The 22,322-nt window shown below is 63.1% G+C and carries 24 protein-coding genes and 1 pseudogene; 13 read left to right on the forward strand and 12 right to left on the reverse strand.

Annotated elements, in window-relative coordinates; translation table 11 throughout:
• Positions 1-134: 134 nt before the first annotated feature.
• Positions 135-527: a DUF2780 domain-containing protein gene (locus AU381_RS07270; protein ID WP_064241080.1), complete on the reverse strand. Its 393-nt coding sequence runs from the start codon at positions 525-527 to the stop codon at positions 135-137.
• A gap of 267 nt (positions 528-794) precedes the next feature.
• Between AU381_RS07270 and AU381_RS07275 the strand changes: the two genes are divergently transcribed.
• Entirely contained in the window at positions 795-2,348 is a 1,554-nt protein-coding gene (locus AU381_RS07275; protein WP_064241846.1) for a helicase HerA-like C-terminal domain-containing protein, read from the forward strand.
• A 102-nt stretch (positions 2,349-2,450) separates the two neighbouring features.
• Positions 2,451-2,662 (forward strand): annotated as a pseudogene (locus AU381_RS07280) (alkylphosphonate utilization protein).
• A gap of 186 nt (positions 2,663-2,848) precedes the next feature.
• On the opposite strand, the gene AU381_RS07285 reads toward AU381_RS07280, so the two are convergent.
• The gene (locus AU381_RS07285; RefSeq protein WP_064241082.1) at positions 2,849-3,271 is read right to left on the reverse strand and encodes an organic hydroperoxide resistance protein; all 423 of its coding nucleotides are present in this window, start codon (positions 3,269-3,271) and stop codon (positions 2,849-2,851) included.
• Positions 3,272-3,386: 115 nt separating this feature from the next.
• Between AU381_RS07285 and AU381_RS07290 the strand changes: the two genes are divergently transcribed.
• Complete coding sequence (locus tag AU381_RS07290; RefSeq protein ID WP_064241083.1) at positions 3,387-3,878, forward strand: MarR family winged helix-turn-helix transcriptional regulator; 492 nt, start codon at positions 3,387-3,389, stop codon at positions 3,876-3,878.
• Positions 3,879-3,891: 13 nt separating this feature from the next.
• Here the strand turns inward: AU381_RS07290 and AU381_RS07295 are convergent, their stop codons facing one another.
• Entirely contained in the window at positions 3,892-4,662 is a 771-nt protein-coding gene (locus AU381_RS07295) for a L,D-transpeptidase family protein (protein WP_064241084.1), read from the reverse strand.
• 344 nt (positions 4,663-5,006) lie between these two features.
• On the opposite strand from AU381_RS07295, the gene AU381_RS07300 reads away from it, so the two are divergent.
• Positions 5,007-5,666, forward strand: coding sequence for a glutathione S-transferase family protein (locus AU381_RS07300; RefSeq protein ID WP_064241085.1), 660 nt, complete (start codon positions 5,007-5,009; stop codon positions 5,664-5,666).
• On the opposite strand, the gene AU381_RS07305 is transcribed toward AU381_RS07300, so the two are convergent.
• Positions 5,626-6,561, reverse strand: coding sequence for a LysR substrate-binding domain-containing protein (locus AU381_RS07305; protein ID WP_064241086.1), 936 nt, complete (start codon positions 6,559-6,561; stop codon positions 5,626-5,628). The two genes, AU381_RS07300 and AU381_RS07305, sit on opposite strands and share 41 nt — an antisense overlap.
• Before the next feature lie 184 nt (positions 6,562-6,745).
• On the opposite strand from AU381_RS07305, the gene AU381_RS07310 reads away from it, so the two are divergent.
• A complete protein-coding gene (locus AU381_RS07310) occupies positions 6,746-6,943 on the forward strand; it encodes a hypothetical protein (RefSeq protein WP_064241087.1) in 198 nt (65 codons plus the stop codon).
• 53 nt (positions 6,944-6,996) lie between these two features.
• Positions 6,997-7,362, forward strand: a complete 366-nt coding sequence (locus tag AU381_RS07315) for an MmcQ/YjbR family DNA-binding protein (protein ID WP_064241088.1) — start codon at positions 6,997-6,999, stop codon at positions 7,360-7,362.
• Between the two features lie 106 nt (positions 7,363-7,468).
• On the opposite strand, the gene AU381_RS07320 is transcribed toward AU381_RS07315, so the two are convergent.
• A complete protein-coding gene (locus tag AU381_RS07320) occupies positions 7,469-8,089 on the reverse strand; it encodes a glutathione S-transferase family protein (RefSeq protein ID WP_064241847.1) in 621 nt (206 codons plus the stop codon).
• A 238-nt stretch (positions 8,090-8,327) separates the two neighbouring features.
• On the opposite strand from AU381_RS07320, the gene AU381_RS31025 reads away from it, so the two are divergent.
• Positions 8,328-8,462, forward strand: coding sequence for a hypothetical protein (locus tag AU381_RS31025; RefSeq protein ID WP_280137776.1), 135 nt, complete (start codon positions 8,328-8,330; stop codon positions 8,460-8,462).
• Between the two features lie 39 nt (positions 8,463-8,501).
• Here AU381_RS31025 and AU381_RS07330 read toward each other — a convergent pair whose 3' ends face one another.
• Positions 8,502-8,870, reverse strand: coding sequence for a hypothetical protein (locus tag AU381_RS07330; RefSeq protein WP_064241090.1), 369 nt, complete (start codon positions 8,868-8,870; stop codon positions 8,502-8,504).
• Between the two features lie 92 nt (positions 8,871-8,962).
• Between AU381_RS07330 and AU381_RS07335 the strand changes: the two genes are divergently transcribed.
• Positions 8,963-9,712: a DeoR/GlpR family DNA-binding transcription regulator gene (locus AU381_RS07335; RefSeq protein WP_064241091.1), complete on the forward strand. Its 750-nt coding sequence runs from the start codon at positions 8,963-8,965 to the stop codon at positions 9,710-9,712.
• A gap of 87 nt (positions 9,713-9,799) precedes the next feature.
• Here AU381_RS07335 and AU381_RS07340 read toward each other — a convergent pair whose 3' ends face one another.
• Positions 9,800-10,807: an asparaginase gene (locus AU381_RS07340; RefSeq protein ID WP_064241092.1), complete on the reverse strand. Its 1,008-nt coding sequence runs from the start codon at positions 10,805-10,807 to the stop codon at positions 9,800-9,802.
• 71 nt (positions 10,808-10,878) lie between these two features.
• On the opposite strand from AU381_RS07340, the gene AU381_RS07345 reads away from it, so the two are divergent.
• Complete coding sequence (locus AU381_RS07345) at positions 10,879-11,616, forward strand: DUF3750 domain-containing protein (protein WP_064241093.1); 738 nt, start codon at positions 10,879-10,881, stop codon at positions 11,614-11,616.
• Between the two features lie 247 nt (positions 11,617-11,863).
• On the opposite strand, the gene AU381_RS07350 is transcribed toward AU381_RS07345, so the two are convergent.
• From AU381_RS07350 to AU381_RS07360, 3 genes are all read right to left on the reverse strand, one after another.
• Positions 11,864-12,871 (reverse strand): NAD(P)H-quinone oxidoreductase, encoded by a 1,008-nt coding sequence (locus tag AU381_RS07350; RefSeq protein ID WP_064241094.1) that lies wholly within the window; start codon positions 12,869-12,871, stop codon positions 11,864-11,866.
• Positions 12,872-12,952: 81 nt separating this feature from the next.
• Positions 12,953-14,746, reverse strand: coding sequence for a GGDEF domain-containing protein (locus AU381_RS07355; protein WP_064241848.1), 1,794 nt, complete (start codon positions 14,744-14,746; stop codon positions 12,953-12,955).
• 124 nt (positions 14,747-14,870) lie between these two features.
• Positions 14,871-15,419 (reverse strand): HdeD family acid-resistance protein, encoded by a 549-nt coding sequence (locus AU381_RS07360; RefSeq protein WP_064241095.1) that lies wholly within the window; start codon positions 15,417-15,419, stop codon positions 14,871-14,873.
• 144 nt (positions 15,420-15,563) lie between these two features.
• Between AU381_RS07360 and betI the strand changes: the two genes are divergently transcribed.
• The 4 genes from betI to betA all read left to right on the forward strand — a co-directional run bounded on the left by betI (position 15,564) and on the right by betA (position 21,211).
• Positions 15,564-16,175, forward strand: a complete 612-nt coding sequence (gene betI, locus AU381_RS07365) for a transcriptional regulator BetI (protein ID WP_064241096.1) — start codon at positions 15,564-15,566, stop codon at positions 16,173-16,175.
• 155 nt (positions 16,176-16,330) lie between these two features.
• Positions 16,331-17,869, forward strand: coding sequence for a choline-sulfatase (betC, locus tag AU381_RS07370; RefSeq protein WP_064241097.1), 1,539 nt, complete (start codon positions 16,331-16,333; stop codon positions 17,867-17,869).
• Between the two features lies 1 nt (position 17,870).
• On the forward strand, positions 17,871-19,334 hold the full coding sequence (betB, locus tag AU381_RS07375; RefSeq protein ID WP_064241098.1) for a betaine-aldehyde dehydrogenase: 1,464 nt from the start codon (positions 17,871-17,873) through the stop codon (positions 19,332-19,334).
• A 227-nt stretch (positions 19,335-19,561) separates the two neighbouring features.
• On the forward strand, positions 19,562-21,211 hold the full coding sequence (betA, locus tag AU381_RS07380; protein ID WP_064241099.1) for a choline dehydrogenase: 1,650 nt from the start codon (positions 19,562-19,564) through the stop codon (positions 21,209-21,211).
• Between the two features lie 203 nt (positions 21,212-21,414).
• Here betA and AU381_RS07385 read toward each other — a convergent pair whose 3' ends face one another.
• Together AU381_RS07385 and AU381_RS07390 are read right to left on the reverse strand one after the other, a co-directional pair.
• Entirely contained in the window at positions 21,415-21,894 is a 480-nt protein-coding gene (locus tag AU381_RS07385; RefSeq protein WP_064241100.1) for a DUF6644 family protein, read from the reverse strand.
• Complete coding sequence (locus tag AU381_RS07390) at positions 21,894-22,280, reverse strand: DUF6152 family protein (RefSeq protein WP_064241101.1); 387 nt, start codon at positions 22,278-22,280, stop codon at positions 21,894-21,896. Before AU381_RS07390 ends, AU381_RS07385 begins: the two co-directional genes overlap by 1 nt.
• Positions 22,281-22,322 lie beyond the last annotated feature (42 nt).

Consider the following 22,322-nt stretch of genomic DNA (forward strand, 5'->3'; position numbering starts at 1 on the left):
ACGCCTTTCACCCCATCAGATGCGTTCTGTTTGCTGAGCCCTTTCGATCGGAGCAATTGGTCAGCCGCACATATTCTCCCCCCTTGTGGGGGAGATGGCCGGCAGGCCAGAGGGGGTTTTTTGCACGCGAAGGATCAGACGAACTGGCTGAGACCCGGAACCGAGGCGACCACCTCGTCAACGACCTCGTCACCGGCCTTTTCCTTGGCGTAGGCGATGGTTTCACGGGCGAGCCCGGTGATCTCGCCCATGCCGAGCCCCTGGCTCATCAGTTGCTGGCCGAGCGCCATGACCCCACCGCCACCGATCGCCGTCAGCAGCCCGCCGAGCAGGCCGCCGCCATTGCCGCCCTCGCCGTTGTACTGAGCGACCAGTTCAGCCGCGCCGGGAATCGACTCGATCATCTGGGCGACCGGCCCCTCGGCCGCTTCGCGCTGGAGGAAACCGAGGATCATGCCCACCGCCTTCTCCGCCGTCGCGGTCTCGATACCGACATTCTCCGCCACGCGCGTGACCAGTTCACTCATGGGAATCTCCTCGTAGTTTTTGACGTGAACGTCAAGGTAAGTTATCGCTTCCGAAATGACAATAGCACCGCAACACCAATACGTCCTGCGTCACCGTAGCCGATGCTCAGGCGCTGGAGGGAGCCCTGCCTCCCCTACAACCCGTGTTGCCGGGTCGCAATGCGCGGCCTATAACAGAACCGAACAATATTTCGATGACGGAAGTTGTAAGACGTCCGGCAAATGCCCGGTTCCATTGACAAAATCGATTCGACGGAGAGGAATGCCATGCTGCAGGAAGGCAAGCTCTATATCGGTACCAGCCGCAAGCCGGACGATTCGATCAACAAGCCGGAATATCTGGAACTGAAGTTCGGCAACCGCCATGGTCTGGTCACCGGCGCCACCGGCACGGGGAAGACCGTGACGCTGCAGATCCTTGCCGAGGGCTTCTCGAATGCCGGCGTGCCGGTCTTCTGCGCCGACGTGAAGGGCGATCTTTCCGGCATCGGCGCGATCGGCGAGGCCAAGGACTTCCTCGTCAAGCGCGCCGAGCAGATCGGCCTTTCGCCCTATGATTTCCAGGAATTCCCGGTGATCTTCTGGGATCTCTACGGCGAAAAGGGCCACCGGGTCCGCACGACGCTCTCGGAGATGGGGCCGCTTCTCCTGTCGCGGCTGATGAACGCCAGCGACGCCCAGGAGGGCGTCCTGAACATCGCCTTCAAGATCGCCGACGAAGGCGGCCTGCCGCTCCTCGACCTCAAGGACCTGCAGGCGCTGCTGAACTACATGGGCGAGAATGCGAGCGAACTCTCCAACCAGTTCGGCTTCATCTCCAAGTCGTCCGTCGGCTCGATCCAGCGCGAGTTGCTGATCCTCGAGCAGCAGGGTGCCGAACATTTCTTCGGCGAGCCGGCGCTGAAGATCACCGACATCATGCGCACGACCAATGACGGGCGCGGCGCAATCTCGGTGCTCGCGGCCGACAAGCTGATGATGAACCCGCGGCTCTATGCGACCTTCCTGCTCTGGCTCCTGTCGGAACTCTTCGAGGAACTGCCGGAGGTCGGCGATCCGGACAAGCCGAAACTGGTGTTCTTCTTCGACGAGGCGCATCTCCTCTTCAACGATGCACCCAAGGTGCTCGTCGAGCGCGTCGAACAGGTGGTGCGGCTGATCCGCTCCAAGGGCGTCGGCGTCTATTTCGTCACCCAGAATCCGCTCGACGTGCCGGAGACCGTGCTCGCCCAGCTCGGCAACCGCGTCCAGCATGCGCTGCGGGCCTATTCGCCGCGCGAGCAGAAGGCGGTGAGGACGGCGGCCGAGACGTTCCGCCCCAATCCGGATTTCGACTGCGCCGAGGTGATCACCAATCTCGGCACCGGCGAGGCGCTGGTGTCGACGCTCGAGGGCAAGGGTTCGCCCTCGATGGTCGAGCGGACCCTGATCCGGCCGCCCGCCTCGCGGCTCGGGCCGCTGACGGACGCCGAGCGGCAGAATGTGATGAATGTCAGCCCCGTACGCGGTCTCTACGACGAGGACTTCGATCGGGAATCGGCCTACGAGATGCTGGTCAAGCGGGCCGAAAAGGCGGCCGAGGCCGCCGAACAGGCCGAAGCGCAGGCTGCCGAAGAACAGACCGGCCGCAGCCGCTGGACCCTCCCGGGCTTCGGGGACGACGCAGAAGAGGACGCCCGAGGCCGACAGGCCCGGCCGCGTTCATCCGGCTATCAGCGCGAAACGATCATGGAGGCGGCGATGAAATCGGTCGCCCGCACGGTCGCGACCCAGGTTGGACGGGCACTGGTCCGCGGTATTCTCGGCAGCCTGAAGCGATAGGCTAGGCTCGGGCTTGCGCTCGCGCCTCTCTCCTGCTTACGGAGGTGCAGCGATCCGTCATCGGCAAAGTTGCCGCCAGGTATCGCCCGGAAAGGACCGACAATGGACGTCAAGGATTCGAACGGCGCCATCCTGAAGGATGGCGACAATGTCACTCTGGTCAAGGACCTGAAGGTGAAGGGAACCTCGACCACGCTGAAGCGCGGTACGCTGGTGAAAGGCATCCGCCTGACGGACAATCCGGATGAGGTCGAGTGCCGTGTCGAAAAGGTCAGGGGCTGGTGCTGCGCACCGAATTTCTCAAGAAGGCCTGATGGCGCCCTACAGCGCGGTGCGTCTTTTCAGACGCACTAAGGACGCTGTAGCACTTTGAATCGCTGCATGTTTTTTTCTTAAAATGGCTACGATTTAAGGAAACATGCAGTGGATCCAGTAGTGGGTGAAAAGGGCGGCTGAAGCCCGCAGCTGCGGGCTTCAGCAACAAGAAGCACGATATACTCTCAGGCCACAGAAAGTTTCACGTCGACATTGCCACGGGTCGCATGGCTGTAGGGGCAAACGATATGCGCCTTCTGGACGAGGTCTTCGAGCACGGCCTTGTCGACGCCGGGCGAAGAGATTTCAAGCGCCGCATCGATGTAGAAACCCGTGCCGTCGTCACGCGGACCGATGCCGACCGCGCCTGTCACTTTGGTGTCTTCCGCAAGCTTTACCTTCTCTTTGCCGGCGACGAACTTCAGCGCGCCGAGGAAGCAGGCGGAATAGCCGGCGGCAAAAAGCTGCTCCGGATTGGTGCCGCGTGCCCCATCCCCGCCAAGTTCCTTCGGCAGGGTGAGGGTCACGTCGAGAACGCCGTCGGCGCTTTTGGCCTGGCCGGCGCGGCCTCCGGTGGCGGATGCGGTGGTGCGATAGAGAATGGGCATGGCAGTTCTCCTTCCTGGTTTGGTTGTCGATGGACGTTGAATAGCTCAAAATTAAATTGCGCGCAAATTAATTTTGCAAATTGCATTCACCTCATGAATTTGCGACAATAGCGGCATGACGACAAAAGCGGCAAAATTCCAGGATGCATTGCCCGACGAGGCGCTGGCCCTCGGCCAGCAACTGTGCTTTGCCGTCTATTCCGCCGCGCATGCCTTCAACCGGGTCTACAAGCCGCTCCTCGACCGCTTTGGGATCACCTATCCGCAATATCTCGTGCTGCTTGCGCTCTGGCAACGGAACGGTATGACGGTGAAGCGGATCGGCGAAGAGTTGGGCCTCGATTCCGGCACCCTCTCGCCCCTGCTCAAGCGGCTGGAGGCGGCCGGCTATGTCGGGCGGATGCGCGACCCCGCCGACGAAAGACAGGTTATCGTCAGCCTCACGGAGAACGGCCGGCGTCTGAAGACCGAGGCTTTCAGGATTCTCGCGGAGATCGGCAGGGCGACGGGATGCAGTCTCGAGGAAGTCGGCGAACTGCGTGACGCGCTGCATCGGCTGACGCAGCGCCTCGCCGACGGTCCGGTCGAGGGACCGGAAGCCGAATGATCCGTCAAAAGGGTCAGATGACGAGAATCGGCGCCTTGCCGCGCACGCGATCATAGAGATCGATGACGTCCTGGTTGATCATGCGGACGCAGCCCGACGAGACGGCCTTGCCGATCGACTGCCATTCCGGCGTCCCATGGACGCGATAGAGCGTGTCCTGACCATTTTGAAAAATATAGAGCGCGCGCGAGCCGAGCGGATTGTCGAGGCCCGGCGGCATGCCGCCGTTGTCGGCCGAGTATTTGGCGAGCACCGGCTGCCGGGCGATCATCGAATCCGGCGGCGTCCATCTCGGCCACTTCTGCTTCCATTGGATGACGCCGCGCCCGGACCAGGCGAAGCCTTCGCGGCCAAGGCCCACACCATAGCGCGTGGCGCTGCCGCCGGTCCCGATCAGGTAAAGATAGCGATCGGCCGTATCGACGACGATCGTGCCGGGCGCCTCGCCGAACGGATCACTGACCTCCTGGCGATAGAAGCGCGGGTCGATCTGCCGGTAGGGCACCGCCGGTATGAGAAAGCCGCCATCGTCCTTTTCCGCGTAGATATCGGCGAAATAGGCGTCCTGCGGCGGCAGGCCGGTCAGCGGCTCTTCGATGATGCCCTCGGCGCGCGGGTCGATCCAGCGGCTTTCTAGAGCAGGGTTACGGTAGACCGGCATCGTTTCCTGGCGAAACCGGTCGGTGTTCATCGACGACGTGCAGCCCGCAAGGCCGGCGGAGGCGACTGCGAGTCCGGATGCGCGGAGAAACTGGCGGCGGGAAAAGTCAGGCAGCGATGACATCGAACTCTGATGGTTTGAGTGCAGCGAGGAAAGAGAGCGGTGCGACGATGATTCTGCGTCGAGCAAAGCCATCCTGGTGATCGATATCGACAAGTCGGAGCAGGACGCAAGCTAAAAACTGCGCCCGCGATCGTACTCCAGGCTCGCATTTACGGCTGGAGCCGGGCTTGCGCCAGTAAACACGCAATCACGATTGTGGCACCGCGCTTTACAACCGCGAACGGTGCGACCGTTCGGAGAGCGGCTCTCATCAAAAGATTTCATGCGCACATCAAAGCGGACGGCTACAGCAGGCATCGACAATTGCGTATGAAATCGCGCATCGCCAACCGAGGAGGCCGAAGATGCTGACGATTTATGGTGTTTACCGCTCACGCGCATCGCGCAACTACTGGATGGCCCGCGAACTCGGCATTCCCTTCAAGTCGGTCCCGGTCATCCAGGCTCGCCGCCTCGCCGATCCGCTGGCCGCGGACGCTCCGCTCAACACACGCTCACCGAGCTTCCTCGCCGTCAATCCGATGGGCCTCATACCGGCAATCGACGACGACGGGCTGATATTGACCGAATCCCTTGCCAACAATCTCTATCTCGCCCGCAAACACGGCGGGCCGCTGGCGCCGACCGATATTGCCGAGGAAGGGCAGATCGGCAACTGGACCATGTGGGCAGCGACCGAAATCGAGCCGCATGCGGTCAAGATCGTCCTCGCCTATGACGACGGCATCGAGAACACGCCCGACGGGCAGGCCCTGATCGCCGCCTGCGGGCGGTCGCTCGAGAAAGCCTTTACCAGGCTCGAGGCGCATCTCGACGGCCGCGACTACCTGGTCGGCGGCCGCTTTACCGTTGCCGACCTGAATCTGGCGGAGGTGTTCCGCTACACGATGAGCCAGACCGCGCTATTCGAACGGCACCCGCGCGTCAAGGCGTGGCTGGCGCGCTGCCAATCCAGGCCGCACTTCAAGGCGATGATGGAAGAGCGGCTGAAGGAGCCGGAATAGCAGAGAGCTGCCGCATCCCCTCCTCCACCTCTTCGCGCACCCATTGCTTGAAGGCGAGCGCCGCCTTGCTTTCACGCCTGGAGGCCGAGGTCACGAAATAATGCCCGAAGCCCGTTTTGGCGCGGATCCCAAAAGGTGCCACGAGGCTGCCCTTCATCACGGCATAGCCGGCAAGCGTCTGCCAGGCGATCATGACGCCCTGGCCGGCAATAGCGGCATCGAGCGCCAGGGACGCGTCGTTGAAGGTGTGGCGCACGGTCATCTCGGCGCCGGAAAGGCCGGCCGCCTTCAACCACACCTCCCAAGAGAACATCGCGTGCTCGTCGATTACTGCCGGCAGCGACAGGATGTCCGCCGGCTCGCGCAGTCCCGCGGCCAAGGCCGGCGAGCAGACGGGAAAGACCTCCTGCTCCAACAGCAACTCGGCGCGCACGCCCGGCCAATGTCCCGCGCCCACGCGAATGGCGAGATCGACATCGGAGGTGTCGAGGTTGGCGAGCTTCGTGGTCGCATCGATCCGAAGCCTGATTTCGGGATAACGGTCGGCAAAGTGATTGAGCCGGTAGACGAGCCAGCGCGCCGCAAAGACCGGCGCCACGGAAACCGTCAGCACCGATTCGTCACGGCGTCGGGCCCCAGCCACCGCTTCGGCAAGTTCGGCAAAGGCGCTCGAGAGCCGCACCAAGAGCAAGCGGCCCGCCTCCGTCGGCACCAGGCCCCGCGGTAAGCGCTCGAAAAGTGTCCGGCCAAGCTGCGCCTCGGTCTTGGCAATCTGCTGGCTCACGGCACCGGGCGTCACGCCGAGTTCTTCCGCCGCGGCGGCGAGCGACCCCAGCCGCCCGGCCGCCTCGACGGCGCGCAGCCCGTTCAGATGGATCGTGTTGAGGTCTTTCATATAGGTTTTCTAAACGAAGCACGGGGCAATCTCAATTGCAAACTCATCCGAACAGGAAGATGCTGCCAGTAACTGCTTTGGCTAGATGGAGCAATTTCGCTGCCAGTTCAAAGCGTTGTGAATGGCCGCGTATTTGATCTGAACGCATTCATGACATCGTGGAACATCGAAGGGAGGGCCCGCCATGCCGAAGCTTTTCTCTATTCTGAAACTGATCGCACCGCAGCGCGACCATCAAGCCGAAGCGCCTGCCGCTTGGCTGCGCGATCCGCTCCAGCATCCCGATCTTGCGCGCATGGCGGAGCGCGAGCTTGCGGACCTGCCATTCCCCGGCTGGCCATGGCCTCGCGCGACTGCAAGCAACACTTGCGGCCGCGCCTGATCGCGGTCACAGTTCGGGTTCTATCCGCTCCTGGCGAACGACGGCTGTCACCGATGATGCAGGAGATCGACACAGTCTTTGCGCGCGTCCGGCGCCTTGCCGAAGCGGCCGGCCTGCCGGAAACGACCGTCGGAACGTCCCATGGCACGCCGGCGCTGCTCGTCAGAGGCAAAAGCTTCGCGCGCATGAAGGACGCCGAGACGCTTGTGGTGATGTGCGCGCTCGAGGAGAAGGAAATGCTGATGGAACTCGATCCGTCGCACTTCTTCGAGACCGACCACTACAAGGGCTGGCCGGCAATGCTCGTGCGGCTCGCGATCATCGACGATGCAGCGCTGACGCAGAGGCTGATCGCCGCCTGGCGTGAAAAGGCGCCGAAGCGGCTCGCGGCGCAATTCGTCGCCGCCGATTCGCGCTGATCCGAAAGCGCGTCGCATTCAAAGCTATTCACGCGGCGCGCTTTAGGTCTTTGTTTTCGTGCATGTCGTTGTCCCAAAACCGCTGCACACTTTTGGGCGACATGCACTAGGCACGCACTACCTCCAGCACCCTGGCGACAGCCGGCCGCTCAGCCATCCGGTTGCGGTGGGCGAGGATTTTCGGGAACTGCGCCGGATCGACGCCGTCGCCCTCGAGCCAGCCGGCAATGGTGAAGAGATAGGGATCGGCGATCGTATAGGTCTCGCCCATGGCGAAGGGGCCGGTGAACATCGTGCCTTCGATGAGGGCGAAGCAATCAGCCATGTTCTTCGGCACCTTCGCCTTCATCGCCTCGTGTGCGGCCGGATCATCCGCCCAGCGTGCGGCTCGACGGGCATGCGCGTGGGCAACGTGGACCGTCGAGCAGAGATAGCTCAGGAACGACTGCAGCCGGGCGAACTCGAAGGGATCGGCGACAGGCGCGAGCCGGGCATCGGGAAAGCTCTGCGCGACATAGGCCAGGATCGCCGGGGTTTCGCTCAGCGTGCCCCGGTCCGTCACCAGGGCGGGAACGCGGCCCTTCGGATTGACGGCGAGATATTCGGGCTTCGTCTGCTCGGCCTTCGAAAAGTCGACGCGCTGCGCCTCATAGGAGGCGCCCGCCTCCTCCAGCGCGATATGGGAGGCAAGCGAACAGGTTCCCGGCGTATAAAACAGTTTCAGCATCAGCATGCTCCTCGATCATCTGTCGAGCCGGCGCGGGAGAACCGGGTTCCCGCTCCGACGGCGCAACAGTTGCAGCGGCATTCGGGCAGCAGAAGAGATGAAATCGAAGGAATTGACAAGACCTGGTATTTGGTGGCCTTCGAGGGCCGGCCGCTCGAAGGCAAGGAGGTCATGCTCGACCATGTCGGCCTGCCGGACCTGGTCTCGGCGAAGACCGACGCAAAGGGCGTAGCGGGAGGTGACGCTGCGCAATGCAGGGCTGAACGTTTTGGCGGTCAGCCCTGACGTGCCGCTCGAAGGCCGCAGCGCCGCCGGCGAGGCCGGCTATACGGCGACGCTGACCTTCGTCGCCGAGCCGCATGTGGATGAATAGTCGCGTGATGCCGGCGGGAGATCCGCCGGCACGCTTCACTCACGCTGCCATGGCGGAACAGCCGGGCACCTCTTCGAGGCGATAGTAGACCGGGATGCCGCGCTCCAGGGCGATGCGCACGTCGTTGTCCGCGCCCTTGGAATCGCCCGGCAACCGCAGCACCGCATCGCAAAGTGCAAGCAGCCGGCCGGCGACGGGATGGAAGATCTCCTCATAGAGGTCGCCCCCCACATCGGCCCCACCCGCCGCATGCCAGACGGGCAAGGCAACCCACTCGCCGATCATAGGGACATGTCCGGCTTTGAAAAGCGCATAGGACGGTTCCTCCAGACGCTTCAAATTCTCCGCCATCTTGGACGGATCGTCGCCCGTACCCGAGCGATAGGGACCAGCTATCAGGATAAACATGACTCTCTCCACGAAATTGCACGAACATTCCAATCGTTTCTGGAATTTTCATGAAAGTTCATGCAATATCGTGAAGAGTCAAGGGGGAATCGATGCTGACCACACAGAGACGGGCGATGATCTCGGCGCGGCTGGCGCGCGATGGACAAATCGTCGCCAAGACCTTTGCAGACGAACTCGGCGTTTCGGAAGATACGATCCGCCGCGATCTCAGGGAAATGGCGACCGAGGGACTGCTGAAGCGGGTCCACGGCGGCGCGCTGCCGCTGGCGCCGCCGCTCCCCGACTTTGCCGCCCGGCAGACCATCGCCAGCGGCGTCAAACGCCGGCTCGGCCGCCGGGCGGCGGAACTCGTCAAGCCGGGTCAGTTCGTCTTTCTCGATGGCGGCACGACCAATGCGGAACTCGCACGTGCCTTGCCGCGTGACTTGCGCGCAACCATCGTCACCCACAGCCCGACGATCGCCGCCGAACTCGAGCATCATCTTGCCGAAGTCGTCCTGATCGGCGGCAGGCTCTACAAGCATTCCATGGTGGCGACCGGCGGGGTGACGATTGCGGCGATCGAACAGATCCGTGTGGACATCTTTTTTCTCGGTGTCACCGCCATTCATCCGGCCCACGGGCTCTCCACCGGAGATTACGAGGAAGCCGCCATCAAGCGGGCGATCGCCCGGCAGTCCGCCGAGACCTATCTCCTTGCTACGCCTGAGAAATTCGGCGCCGCCTCGCCTTGCCGAATCATGGGCGCCAGCGAGCTTGCCGGCCTTGTCGTGCCCTCGGATATACCGGCAGAAGCCTTGTCGCCCTATCGCGACACGACGCCGCTGATCATGGCCTAAAGCGCGTCGCGTTCAGACGTATTTAAACGTATTCACGCGGCGCGCTTTAGGCGACATCCATTAGGCGCCATCCAGGCAGCTTCGGAGCTACAGGGCCAAGGCTCCTGTGACACGGACGTCGCCGACATGGATGCCGTTCCAGTTGCTCATCGAGTGGTTGGCCTGCGCCATCAGCGCCGCCTGGACCTCCGGGTCCTCCGCGAAGAAACGTGCGAGCGTCGCCGCGACCATCGACTCGGCGGCGCGGGTCGTGCCGTCCTCGCATTTGACGGCGATGCCGATACCCTTTTCCGGGATCACGGCGCAGAATACGCCCTCGGCGCCGGTCTTGGCGAAGACGCGCCCCGGCGCCGCCTTCATCAGCCGCGTGCAGGTGCGATCGGTGCCGGCAACGTAGAAGGGCTCTGCCATGCAGGCTTCGATCAGCCGCTTCGAGGCGCGGGCCCGCTCCGCCGCCAGACCCACACCGGTCGCCATGCGGGCGAAACCATGGGCAAGGCCCTTCATCGGGACGGCATAGGTCGGGATCGAGCAGCCGTCGACGCCGCAATTGTCGCGGGAAAGAAGCGCGCCCGTGAGGCTTTCCATGATGCCGCGGATCTCCTGCTGGATCGGATGGCCGTAGCCGGCATATCCGTCCGGCTCCGCGCCGGAATGGCAGCAGGCGCAAATAAACCCCGCGTGCTTGCCGGAGCAATTGTTGTGCAGCGCGCTCGGCCTTTCAAGCGTGCGCGCCTGGGCGATAAGGTTCCTCTGGTAGAAGGACCAATGGGCGCCGCATTCAAGCGCACTGACATCGCGGCCGGCGGAGGCCAGCATCTTCGCCGCGAGCGCCACGTGTTCCGGCTCGCCGGAATGCGATGAACAGGCAAGGGCCAGAGCCTTGGCATCGAAGCCGTAGGCATCCGCGGCACCGCTTTCCACCAACGGCAGCGCCTGCATGGCCTTGCAGGCCGAACGGGGAAACACGGCCGCGTCCGTGTCGCCGAGCGCGAACAGCGTCTTGCCGTCGCCGTCAACGGCAATCACCGTGCCGCGATGGCGGCTTTCGACCAGGTTTCCGCGTGTCACTTCGACCAGAACGGGATTCGACATGCCTTGCCCTCAATTTTCCAAGATTGGGCTATGCATCTATCAGGATTCCACCGGCAGAAAAGACATCGTCGATGAAAATCCTCCGCAAGCTGCTGCTCGTCTTCGCCATCATCTACCTGCTTCCGGCCCTTGCGTCGGCAGGGCTATGGTATTTCAAGGAACGGCCGCAGAGCTGGCGTGACGCGGACTGGTCGTCGGCGGGGATTCTGCCCAAGGCAACCGCCAATCCGGAGGCGGCGATCTATGTCTTGTCGGCAACGACCGGCGGAATGAAGGGCTCCGTGGCGAGCCACGCCTGGATCGTGACGAAGGATGAAGGCGCGTCCGTATACAACCGGTATGAAAAAGTCGGATGGGGCAAGCCGATCCGCAAGAACGCCTATGCGGCCGATGGCCGCTGGTATTCGAACGAGCCGCGGATCGTCGCAGCCGCTACCGGCGTGGAAGCGAAGCGGCTGATCCCGAAGGTCGAGCAGGCGATTGTCGCCTATCCCTATTCCTCGCCCGGCGCCTACCGGCTCTGGCCGGGGCCGAACTCCAATACCTTCGTCGCCCATGTGCTGCGCTCCGTACCCGAACTCGATGTGGTATTGCCGCCGGATGCGGTCGGACGTGACTATCTGCCAGAGGGCAAGCTCTTCCTGATCGATGCGGACGGTCGCGACGTCCATGCGACGCTCTATGGCCTTGCCGGCATTTCGGCCGGCTGGCGGAGCGGCCTGGAAGTGCATTTCATGGGGCTGGTGGCCGGCTTCGATATTGCCAGGCCCGGCATTAAGATACCGGCGATCGGCCGGCTCGGACTCTAATCGTGGCGCCAGAAAAGGAAAAGGGCCGCGTTAGCGACCCTTCCATGAGTTTGGCCCTGTGAAATGGCTGGGCCGGGCGGGCCCAAGGAAGGTGGGGATCAAGCCGAGGGCTGCCTCGACTCCTTCACCTCTCCGATGCCTGTCACGAGGTCCGAAATCTCACTAGACATTGGATCACCTTCCTTTCTGTTGTTGCCGATACACCCAAGGTAAGCTGTCTTTGCGCCAATACAAGGGCTACCATTGTCTAATCTCTGGCGATGCTCATCACGATCTTGCCGATGTGGTTGCCCTCTTCCATCAGGCGATGCGCGTCGGCGATCTCTTCGATTGGCAAGACCGCGTGAATGACCGGCGCCACGTCGCCCGCTTCCAGAAGCGGCCACACCCGTAAGGCGAGTCCGTCGCGGATGGCCCGCTTCTCCTCTGCCGTGCGTGGTCTCAATGCGGACCCCATGACATTTAGCCGCTTGGTCAGGATCGCCGTGATATTGGCGTCCTCGACGCGCGCGCCGCCGAGAAACCCAATGATCGACAGGCGCCCGTCCTTGGCAAGCGACGCGAGATTGCGCCCGAAATAGCGTCCGCCGACCATGTCGAGGATGACGTCCACGCCGCGGCCGCCCGTCGCTTCGAGCACAGCGGCCTTGAAGTCCTCCTCGCGGTAGTTGATCGCCCGCTTGGCCCCGAGCGTCTCGCAGGCCGTGCATTTGGCGGCGCTGCCGGCCGTCGCGAAGACCTCCGCCCCCAGGGCCTTGGCGAGTTGGATTGCCGTCGTGCCGATGCCGCTCGAGCCGCCGTGGACGAGGATGGTCTCTCCGGCCTTCAGGCCGGCCATGTCGAAGACGTTGGCCCATACGGTAAAGAAAGTCTCCGGCAGGGCGGCGGCCTTGACCGCGTCATAGCCCTTCGGCCAAGCAAGCGCCTGCGTCGCGGGCACGGCGCAATATTCGGCATAGCCGCCGCCATTGGCAAGCGCACAGACCTTGTCGCCGACCGCGAAGCCCGTCGCACCCTCGCCGAGTTCGACGACTTCGCCGGCGACCTCAAGTCCGAGAATGGGACTCGCACCGGGCGGCGGCGGATAGTCGCCCTTGCGTTGCAGCACGTCCGGCCGGTTGACGCCGAATGCCTCGACACGGATCAAAAGCTCGCCGGCCCCAAGCTCCGGCAGCCGGCCACGCGCCAGAACCATGTTTTCGGCGCCCCCCGGGCTCGGCAGGTCGATATAGGTCATCTCGGTCGGAACAGTCATGGCCCCATCCTCGCGAAGCGATTGTAGCACCTTTACCTATAGCCCGCCCGCGGCTCGGGAAAGGCCATGCCTTGCCAAGGTTCATTCGCGGGTGATCAGTTCCAGCACCAGGCCTGCTTCGCTTGCCTTGGCACGCGCCTTGATCTCCGCGATCCTCTTGCTCACCGTCTGACTGTCGGAGAGGATGAAACCTTCCGGCAGGACGAGCACCGCGATCGAACAGCGCATCAGCGGGAAATCCTTCGCTCCGCCGTCGCGGCCATATCCGCTGATGCAACCCGCTGCCTGATGCTCGGGGGAATAGAGCTGGCGGACATCTGAACGAAAATCGTCGATGAGGCGCATCAGCTGGGCGCGAAGCTCCGCTTCGGCGAAGCCGCTCAAACCAATGAAGAAGTCGTCGCCGCCAACATGCCCCAGGAACTTCTCCTCGCCAATGAAGTGGCGCCGCAAGAGCGCTGCGAACAGGGTAATCGCCAGGTCACCTTTCTGGAAGCCGTAGGTGTCGTTGAAGGGCTTGAAGTCGTCAAAATCGCAATAGCAGAAATGGCGCGTCTCATCGGCGTCGAGAATCGCGTGCTGGACGTGGTCGCGGATCGCCCGATTGCCCGGCAGGCCGGTCAGCGGATTCTGCTCCTGCGCCAGTTTCAACTGCTTCTCGTTGATGATCTTCAGAAGCGACGAAGCCGAGAGAATGCCGGCATATCGCATGTTCTCCGTCAGGATGACGCAGTCGCTGCCGTCCATGCCGGCAAAGATCTTCAGCATCTCGTCCGCAGGTGTATCGAGATCGGCGATCGGCGCCGGAGTGACGAAGTGCGAGATCCGGCGCTGATAGATTCGGTTCTTCAGAAGATCACGGCCGAAGGGGTGATAGATCATCTCCTTCACATGATACTCGTGCAGAATACCGCGCGGCTCGCCATTTGCATTCAGCACGGGGAAGAAGGCCTGGCGCGGATTGCGCCGGAAAAGATCGAAGACGGAATCGAGATCATCGCTTTCCCTGACCGTCGGCAGTTGCTCGATCTCCTTGCGGATCAGGATACTGTCCAGCGTCGACGAAAGCCGGCGGACGCCTGGCTCGAGATGCGGATAGGCCGGCTGCAGCTCATTCAAGTGCGTCGTCGGGCGCGCGACGAAATAGCCCTGCATCAGATCGCAGCCGAGTTCACGGCAGACGAGAAACTCCGCTTCCGTTTCGACACCTTCGGCAATCACGCGCGTGCCGAGCACATGCGCCATGTTGATGGTGTGGCGCAAAAGGTGGCGCTTGCGCGAATCCCGCTCGATCCCCGAAACGAAATGGCGATCGATCTTCACGTAGTCGACCGGCTGATCGCAAAGCAACTTCAACCCATTGAAACCGGCACCGAAATCGTCGATCGCCAGCTTGAAGCCGGCAAGCCGCAATTGCCGAATCAGCGCCGAGAAGTCCGGCATCTTGCCGCTGTCGAAACGTTCCGAGAGTTCGAAGCAGAGCGACGAGGGGGCGATGTTGGCGCGCTTCAGATGATTGACGAGCCGCTCGACAATATCCCCTTCCCCGCCGACCAGCCGCGAGTCGAAATTCAGGAAGAGCGTACGGGCCGCAAAATCCGGGAGCGTAGCGAAGGCGGCTACAGCGCGGCTATTGATCAGATGTTCGAGCGCAAGCAATTGCCCGGCGCCCTCCGCCTTGTCGAGCAGTTCGAGCGGCGAGGCGAAGCCCAGGCGGTCGAAACCGCGTAGCAGGGACTCGTATCCGAACACGGCTCCGGTGGTCGCCTCGACGATTGGCTGGAAGGCGTTTTCGATGACGAGCTTGGCGAGGCTTATGATCTGGTCGTCGCCGAAGCGGCGAAGCGACAGAAGTTCTGCGGGGGCGGCGGCCATGCCGGACTCCAGGATAGGAAGGACCGGCGGCAGCATCGGGGGCAAGCGTCAACGAAAGCTTTCGTGAATGTGAAAGTTTTATGAAGGTCGTTTCAGGGTGAATATCTTGCTTCGCTGATTACGACTAACTCTTCACAAGTACGCCGAAGGCGATCAGCGCCAGGCCCTGCATGACGAGGTCTACCGCAAGGAACAGGCCGAGGATCCAAAGGCTGTCAACCGGCCAGCCGGCGGCGATGACGAGCCCGGCAATCAGCGTCACAAGACCGCCGATGACGATCCAGCCCCAGCCGCCGAGCGGGCTGAGCCTGAAGCCGACCCAGATCCGGAAGGCGCCGGCGACGATCAGCGCGATCGCCATGAGAATCGTGAGGATCGACGAAGCGAGCAGCGGATTGATGAAGGCGAAGAGGCCCGCCGCCGCATAGAGACCGCCACTCAGCACCCAAAAGAGAAAGCCTCCCCAATCCTTGACCTGATAGGCCTGAGCGAGATTGAGCAGACCGCCGATCAGCATGATGAGACCGACGTAGTAGACGGAGGCGACCGTCGCCATCAGCAGGTTTCCGAAGGCGATACCGCCGGCCATGATCAGCAGCACACCGAGCGCTACGAACCATCCCCATTTCCCTTCCACGGTGTGTCTTCCGCTGGGATCGAACGTGTTGCTCATTTCAACCTCCAGTCCCGGCGATGGGCACAAGCGCTACCTCGTGATTGAGCCGGATTTCCAAGTAAAAAGAAAGGGAAAACGTGCCATTTTTTATTGATTGACGAGTCAATCAAAAATAGACTGTTCGGCGAAGGAGCTTGGGAGATGCCGAAAATCGGAATGGAGCCGGTGCGCCGAAAGGCGCTGGTGGACGCGGCGCTGCGTGTGATCGGCGATCAGGGGACGCTTGCCGTCACTATGTCGGACATCGCCCGCACCGCCGGTGTTTCGGCGGCGCTCGCGCATCATTATTTCGGCAGCAAGGAGCAACTGCTGATCGCGACGATCCGCAGCCTTTTGGGGCAATTGCGCCGCGATGCCGTCGCCGCGCTCAGGGCGGCCAAGACGCCGCGGGAAAAGGTGAGCGCGATGATCCGCGTCAGCTTCCGGGCCGACCAGTTCGCGCCGGAGACGGTCGCCGCATGGCTCGCCTTCTATTCGGAAGCGCAGCGCTCCGAGGATGTGCGACGCCTGCTTGTCGTCTATGCGCGGCGGCTGCGCTCCAATCTGCTCGCCAGCCTGAAGGCGCTCTGCCCGGCCGATGACGCGGAGCGCATCGCCGAGGGCGCGGCTGCGATGATCGATGGACTTTACATCCGGCAAAGTCTGAAATCGGCGCCGATCAGCATCGAGGCTTCGATTTCGCTGACGGAAGATTATGTGAACGCGCATTTGCGGATGGGGGGTGGAGATGGTGGCAATTGCCCCTCACCCTAACCCTCTCCCCGCACGCGGGGAGAGGGGACTGAGGCAGCGCGGCAGGTCCCTTCTCCCCGCGAGCGGGGAGAAGGTGGCGGCAGCCGGATGAGGGGCAAATCGCGAACTAAGTGAGTAAGTCGATCTAGAATTCGAACCATCAAGGAACCGACGACGTGACTACCAGGAAGCCGAATATCCTGATCCTCATGGTGGATCAGCTGAACGGGAAACTCTTTCCCGACGGTCCCGCCGATTTCCTGCATGCGCCCAATCTCAAGGCGCTGGCGGGGCGGTCGGCACGCTTCCGCAACAACTATACGTCCTCGCCATTGTGTGCTCCCGCCCGCGCGTCCTTCATGGCCGGGCAGTTGCCGAGCCGCACGCGCGTCTACGACAATGCGGCGGAATACCAGTCCTCGATCCCGACCTATGCGCACCACCTGCGCCGCGCCGGCTACTACACGGCGCTCTCCGGCAAGATGCACTTCGTCGGGCCGGACCAGTTGCACGGCTTCGAAGAGCGGCTGACGACCGACATCTACCCCGCCGATTTCGGCTGGACGCCGGACTATCGCAAGCCAGGCGAGCGGATCGACTGGTGGTATCACAATCTCGGCTCGGTCACCGGCGCAGGCGTCGCGGAAATCACCAACCAGATGGAATATGACGACGAGGTGGCGTTCCTGGCGAACCAGAAACTCTACCAGCTCGCCCGCGAGAACGACGACGAAGGCCGCCGCCCCTGGTGCCTCACCGTCTCCTTCACCCACCCGCACGACCCCTATGTGGCGCGCCGGAAATTCTGGGACCTCTACGAGGATTGCGAACACCTGCTGCCGGAAGTAGGCACCCTCCCCTTCGACCGGCAGGATCCGCACTCGCAGCGCATCATGCACTCCTGCGACTACAAGAATTTCGAGCTGACGGAAGAAAACATCCGCCGCTCGCGCCGCGCCTATTTTGCCAACATTTCCTATCTCGACCAGAAGGTCGGCGAACTCGTCAATACGCTTACGCGGACCAGGATGCTCGACAATACACTCATCCTTTTCTGCTCCGACCATGGCGACATGCTCGGCGAGCGCGGCCTGTGGTTCAAGATGAATTTCTTCGAAGGCTCGGCGCGCGTGCCGCTGATGATTGCCGGGCCCGGTGTCGCAGCGGGACTGCACCTGACGCCGACGTCGAACCTCGACGTGACGCCGACGCTTGCCGATCTCGCCGGCATCTCGATGGCGGAAGTGCAGCCCTGGACGGACGGCGTCAGCCTTGTGCCGATGATCGACGGTGCGGAACGCACGGAGCCGGTGCTGATGGAATATGCGGCCGAAGCGTCCTACGCGCCGCTTGTCGCTGTCCGCGAAGGCAAGTGGAAATACGTCCACTGCGCGCTCGATCCCGACCAGCTCTACGACCTCGAGTCCGATCCGCTGGAACTCACCAATCTTGCGGAAGACCCGCGTGGGCCCGTCGATCACGCCACGCTCACTGCTTTCCGCGATATGCGCGCGGCGCACTGGGACATGGAGGCTTTCGACGCCGCGGTGCGCGAAAGCCAGGCGCGGCGCTGGGTGGTGTACGAGGCGCTCAGGAACGGGGCCTATTATCCCTGGGACCACCAGCCACTGCAGAAGGCATCCGAGCGCTACATGCGCAACCACATGAATCTCGACAATCTCGAGGAATCCAAACGCTATCCGCGAGGAGAATGACATGAAAGCCCAACCGAAAGCCTCGCACTTCATCGACGGGGAATATGTCGAGGATACCGCCGGCACGGTGATCGAGAGCATTTATCCGGCGACCGGCGAGGTGATCGCCCGGCTGCATGCGGCGACGCCGGCTATCGTCGAGAAGGCGATCGCCGCCGCCAAGCGGGCGCAGCCGGAATGGGCGGCGATGAGCCCGACGGCGCGCGGCCGCATCCTGAAGCGTGCCGCCGAAATCATGCGCGAGCGCAATCGCGAGCTCTCCGAACTCGAAACGCTCGATACCGGCAAGCCGATCCAGGAGACCATCGTCGCCGACCCGACCTCGGGCGCCGACAGCTTCGAATTCTTCGGCGGTATCGCCGCGGCGGCGCTCAATGGCGACTACATCCCGCTTGGCGGCGACTTCGCCTATACGAAGCGGGTGCCGCTCGGCGTCTGCGTCGGCATCGGCGCCTGGAACTACCCGCAGCAGATCGCCTGTTGGAAGGGTGCGCCGGCGCTCGCCGCCGGCAACGCCATGGTCTTCAAGCCTTCGGAGAACACGCCGCTCGGCGCGCTGAAGATCGCCGAGATCCTGGTGGAAGCGGGACTGCCGAAGGGGCTCTACAACGTCATCCAGGGCGACCGGTCGACCGGCCCGCTGCTCGTCAACCACCCGGACGTCGCCAAGGTGTCGCTGACCGGCTCGGTGCCGACGGGCAAGAAGGTGGCGGCCGCCGCCGCAGCCGAACTCAAGCACGTCACGATGGAACTCGGCGGCAAGTCGCCGCTGATCGTCTTCGACGACGCCGATCTTGAAAGCGCCATCGGCGGCGCCATGCTCGGCAATTTCTATTCGACCGGCCAGGTCTGCTCGAATGGCACCCGCGTCTTCGTACAGAAAAAAATCAAGGAAGCCTTCCTCATGCGCCTGAAGGAACGCACCGAGGCGATCGTCATCGGCGACCCGATGGACGAGGCGACGCAGCTCGGGCCAATGGTATCGAGAGCGCAACGCGACAAGGTGCTGTCCTATATCGAAACGGGCAAGTCGGAAGGCGCGCGGCTCCTCACCGGCGGCGGCATCCCCAACCATGTGAGCGGCGAAGGCACCTACATCCAGCCGACCGTCTTTGCCGACGTCACCGACGAGATGACGATCGCGCGGGAGGAAATCTTCGGGCCGGTCATGTGCGTGCTCGACTTCGACGACGAGCCGGAGGTCGTCGCCCGGGCGAACGCCACCGAGTTCGGGCTGTCGGCCGGGGTCTTCACCGCCGACCTCGCCCGAGCCCACCGCGTTGCCGACCAGCTCGAGGCGGGTACGCTATGGATCAACGCCTATAATCTCGCGCCGGTCGAGATCCCCTTCGGCGGATCGAAGCAATCCGGCTTCGGGCGGGAAAATTCGGTCGCGGCGCTCAACCACTATACCGAGCTCAAGACCGTCTATGTCGGCATGGGCAAGGTAGAGGCGCCGTATTGATCGTTTTCGATTGCCCCTCTCCTCGGGTTTAACCCGAGGACTAACCCTCTCCCCGCACGCGGGGAGAGGGAATACCCGGCCGTAGACGCTCGCCTTGCAGAGAAATAGGCGGCGGCAGAGGGGAGCGGAGAGGGCAACCGCGAGTCCCTTCTCCCCGCAAGCGGGGAGAAGGTGGCGGCAGCCGGATGAGGGGCATACCGCACGTAGTTAGAAGAAAGACCACGCTTATGCAGGCAGACTACATCATCATCGGTTCGGGTTCGGCAGGCTCGGCGCTCGCCTACCGCCTGTCGGAGGACGGCAGGAATTCGGTCATCGTGCTGGAGTTCGGCGGCACCGACATCGGCCCCTTCATCCAGATGCCGGCGGCGCTCGCCTGGCCGATGAGCATGAACCGCTACAATTGGGGCTATCTCTCCGAGCCGGAGCCGAACCTCAACAACCGGCGCATCACCGCGCCGCGCGGCAAGGTGATCGGCGGCTCCTCCTCGATCAACGGCATGGTCTACGTGCGTGGCCATGCGGAGGACTTCAACCGCTGGGAGGAGCTCGGCGCCCAGGGCTGGGCCTATGCCGACGTGCTTCCCTATTTCAAGCGGATGGAACGCTCGCACGGCGGCGAAGACGGCTGGCGCGGCACCGATGGGCCGCTGCATGTCCAGCGTGGCCCGGTCAAGAACCCGCTCTTCCACGCCTTCGTCGAAGCGGGAAAGCAGGCCGGCTTCGAGATGACCGAGGACTATAACGGCTGGAAGCAGGAAGGCTTCGGGCTCATGGAGCAGACGACCTGGCGTGGCCGGCGCTGGTCGGCGGCTTCCGCCTATCTGAAGCCGGCGCTGAAGCGCCCCAATGTGGAGCTCATTCGTTGCTTCGCCCGCAAGGTCGTCATCGAGAACGGCCGCGCCACCGGCGTCGAGATCGAGCGCGGCGGCCGCATCGAGGTGGTGAGGGCTAACAGCGGGGTGATCGTCTCGGCGTCCTCCTTCAATTCGCCGAAACTTTTGATGCTCTCGGGCATCGGCCCGGCGGCGCACCTCAAGGACATGGGGATCGAGGTGAAGGTCGACCGCCCGGGCGTCGGCCAGAACCTGCAGGACCACATGGAGTTCTATTTCCAGCAGATCAGCACCAAGCCGGTCTCGCTCTATTCCTGGCTGCCGTGGTTCTGGCAGGGCGTCGCGGGCGCCCAGTGGCTGTTCTTCAAATCCGGCCTCGGCATTTCCAACCAGTTCGAGGCCTGCGCTTTCCTTCGCTCGGCGGCCGGTGTCAAGCAGCCCGACATCCAGTACCATTTCCTGCCGGTGGCGATCAGCTATGACGGCAAGGCGGCGGCGAACACGCACGGCTTCCAGGTGCATGTCGGCTACAACCTGTCGAAGTCGCGCGGCAGCGTCACGCTGCGCGCCTCCGACCCGAAGGCCGATCCGGTGATCCGCTTCAACTATATGAGCCACCCGGAGGATTGGGAGAAGTTCCGCCATTGCGTGCGGCTAACGCGCGAGATCTTCGGCCAGAAGGCCTTCGACCAATATCGCGGGCCGGAAATCCAGCCAGGCGAAAAGGTCCAGACGGACGAGGAGATCGACGCCTTCTTGCGCGAGCACCTGGAAAGCGCCTACCACCCCTGCGGCACCTGCAAGATGGGTTCGAAGGACGATCCGATGGCCGTGGTCGATCCGGAAACCCGGGTGATCGGCGTCGAAGGCCTGCGCGTTGCCGATTCTTCGATCTTCCCGCATGTCACCTACGGCAATCTCAACGGCCCGTCGATCATGACCGGCGAGAAGGCCGCCGACCATATCCTCGGCAAGCAGCCGCTTCCCCGCTCCAACCAGGAGCCCTGGATCAACCCGCGCTGGGCGATCAGCGACCGGTAGGAAGTCCCCTCCCCAACCCCTCCCCACAAGGGCCCACAAGGGGGAGGGGCTTCTTCGCCGCGCCCTGTCTATCTTCAGCTCGAGCTGCCTTACCAGATTAGACGGGAGGCGCTCGCAACGGGCACCTTGCCCCTCCCCCTTGTGGGGAGGGGGTGGGGAGGGGTAGCCGGAAACGCGACGTCGCGTTCAACTCTCGATCCCAATTACTCCAGCAAAAACCCGATCCAGCGGCCGGCGACGACGGCACTGGTCCAGATCATCATGGACAGCAGCGCCGACAAGCGGATCCTCAAGGAAATCGGACCGCCTTTGACGGCGGCGCGCCACTGCGGCGTCAGATGCAACAGCACCGCATTGGTGACCCCGAGGGCGAGCAGAGTGATTTTCGTCAGGAAGGCTGGATTCCCGGCGTATTCAAGCGGATTGACGCTGAAGAGACAGAAGCCGGTGGCGACCGCCAGCGCAACGCCGGCGGCTGCGGCGTGCGAGAGGAACGGCCCGACTATCTCGACCGGCACCGCCGGGACGAGGCCGACAAGCCTGAGGTCAAGCGGCAGGATCGCGCCGATGATTATCCCGATCGACAGGATATGCGCGGCATTGACGAAGATGTAGAGGGTCGCGGAGCGCCGTATCGCGAGGGCGAAGGGCAGCGTCCCGATCCAGGCCAGCACATCCTCCATCAGTTCGTCCGTATGCGCTCCGGATAGATGTCATAGACCTTTCCCGCCACCGTGATCCGGACTGCCTTCATCCGTTTCTCGCTTCGATCCAGCGAGCGGTTGCCGAGCGCGACGATCGGGTCGCCGACCTTCGCAGCGCCCTCCACGAAGCCGGAGCGTTCGGTCAGCCGCGGATTGCCGAGTTCGACCAGCCAGAGGCCGTCATTCTTCGTTTCGACCCTGAGCGTCGGATGCGGCGGCGCCATCGAGATCTCGCGGATGGTGCCCGAAAGCTCGATCTGGTCGGCCTCCGCCCAGGACCAGCCGTGGTGACCATAGGCGGCCGTCACCAGAAGCAATCCGAGGACGCTTCCAAGGATGGCGCGCCTGGATAAGGATTGGATCATTCTCCGTCTCCCTTCTTTCTCCCGCATTGATCAAGCACAAGC

The sequence above is a fragment of the Sinorhizobium glycinis genome, assembly GCF_001651865.1.
Taxonomy (GTDB): Bacteria; Pseudomonadota; Alphaproteobacteria; order Rhizobiales; family Rhizobiaceae; genus Sinorhizobium; species Sinorhizobium glycinis.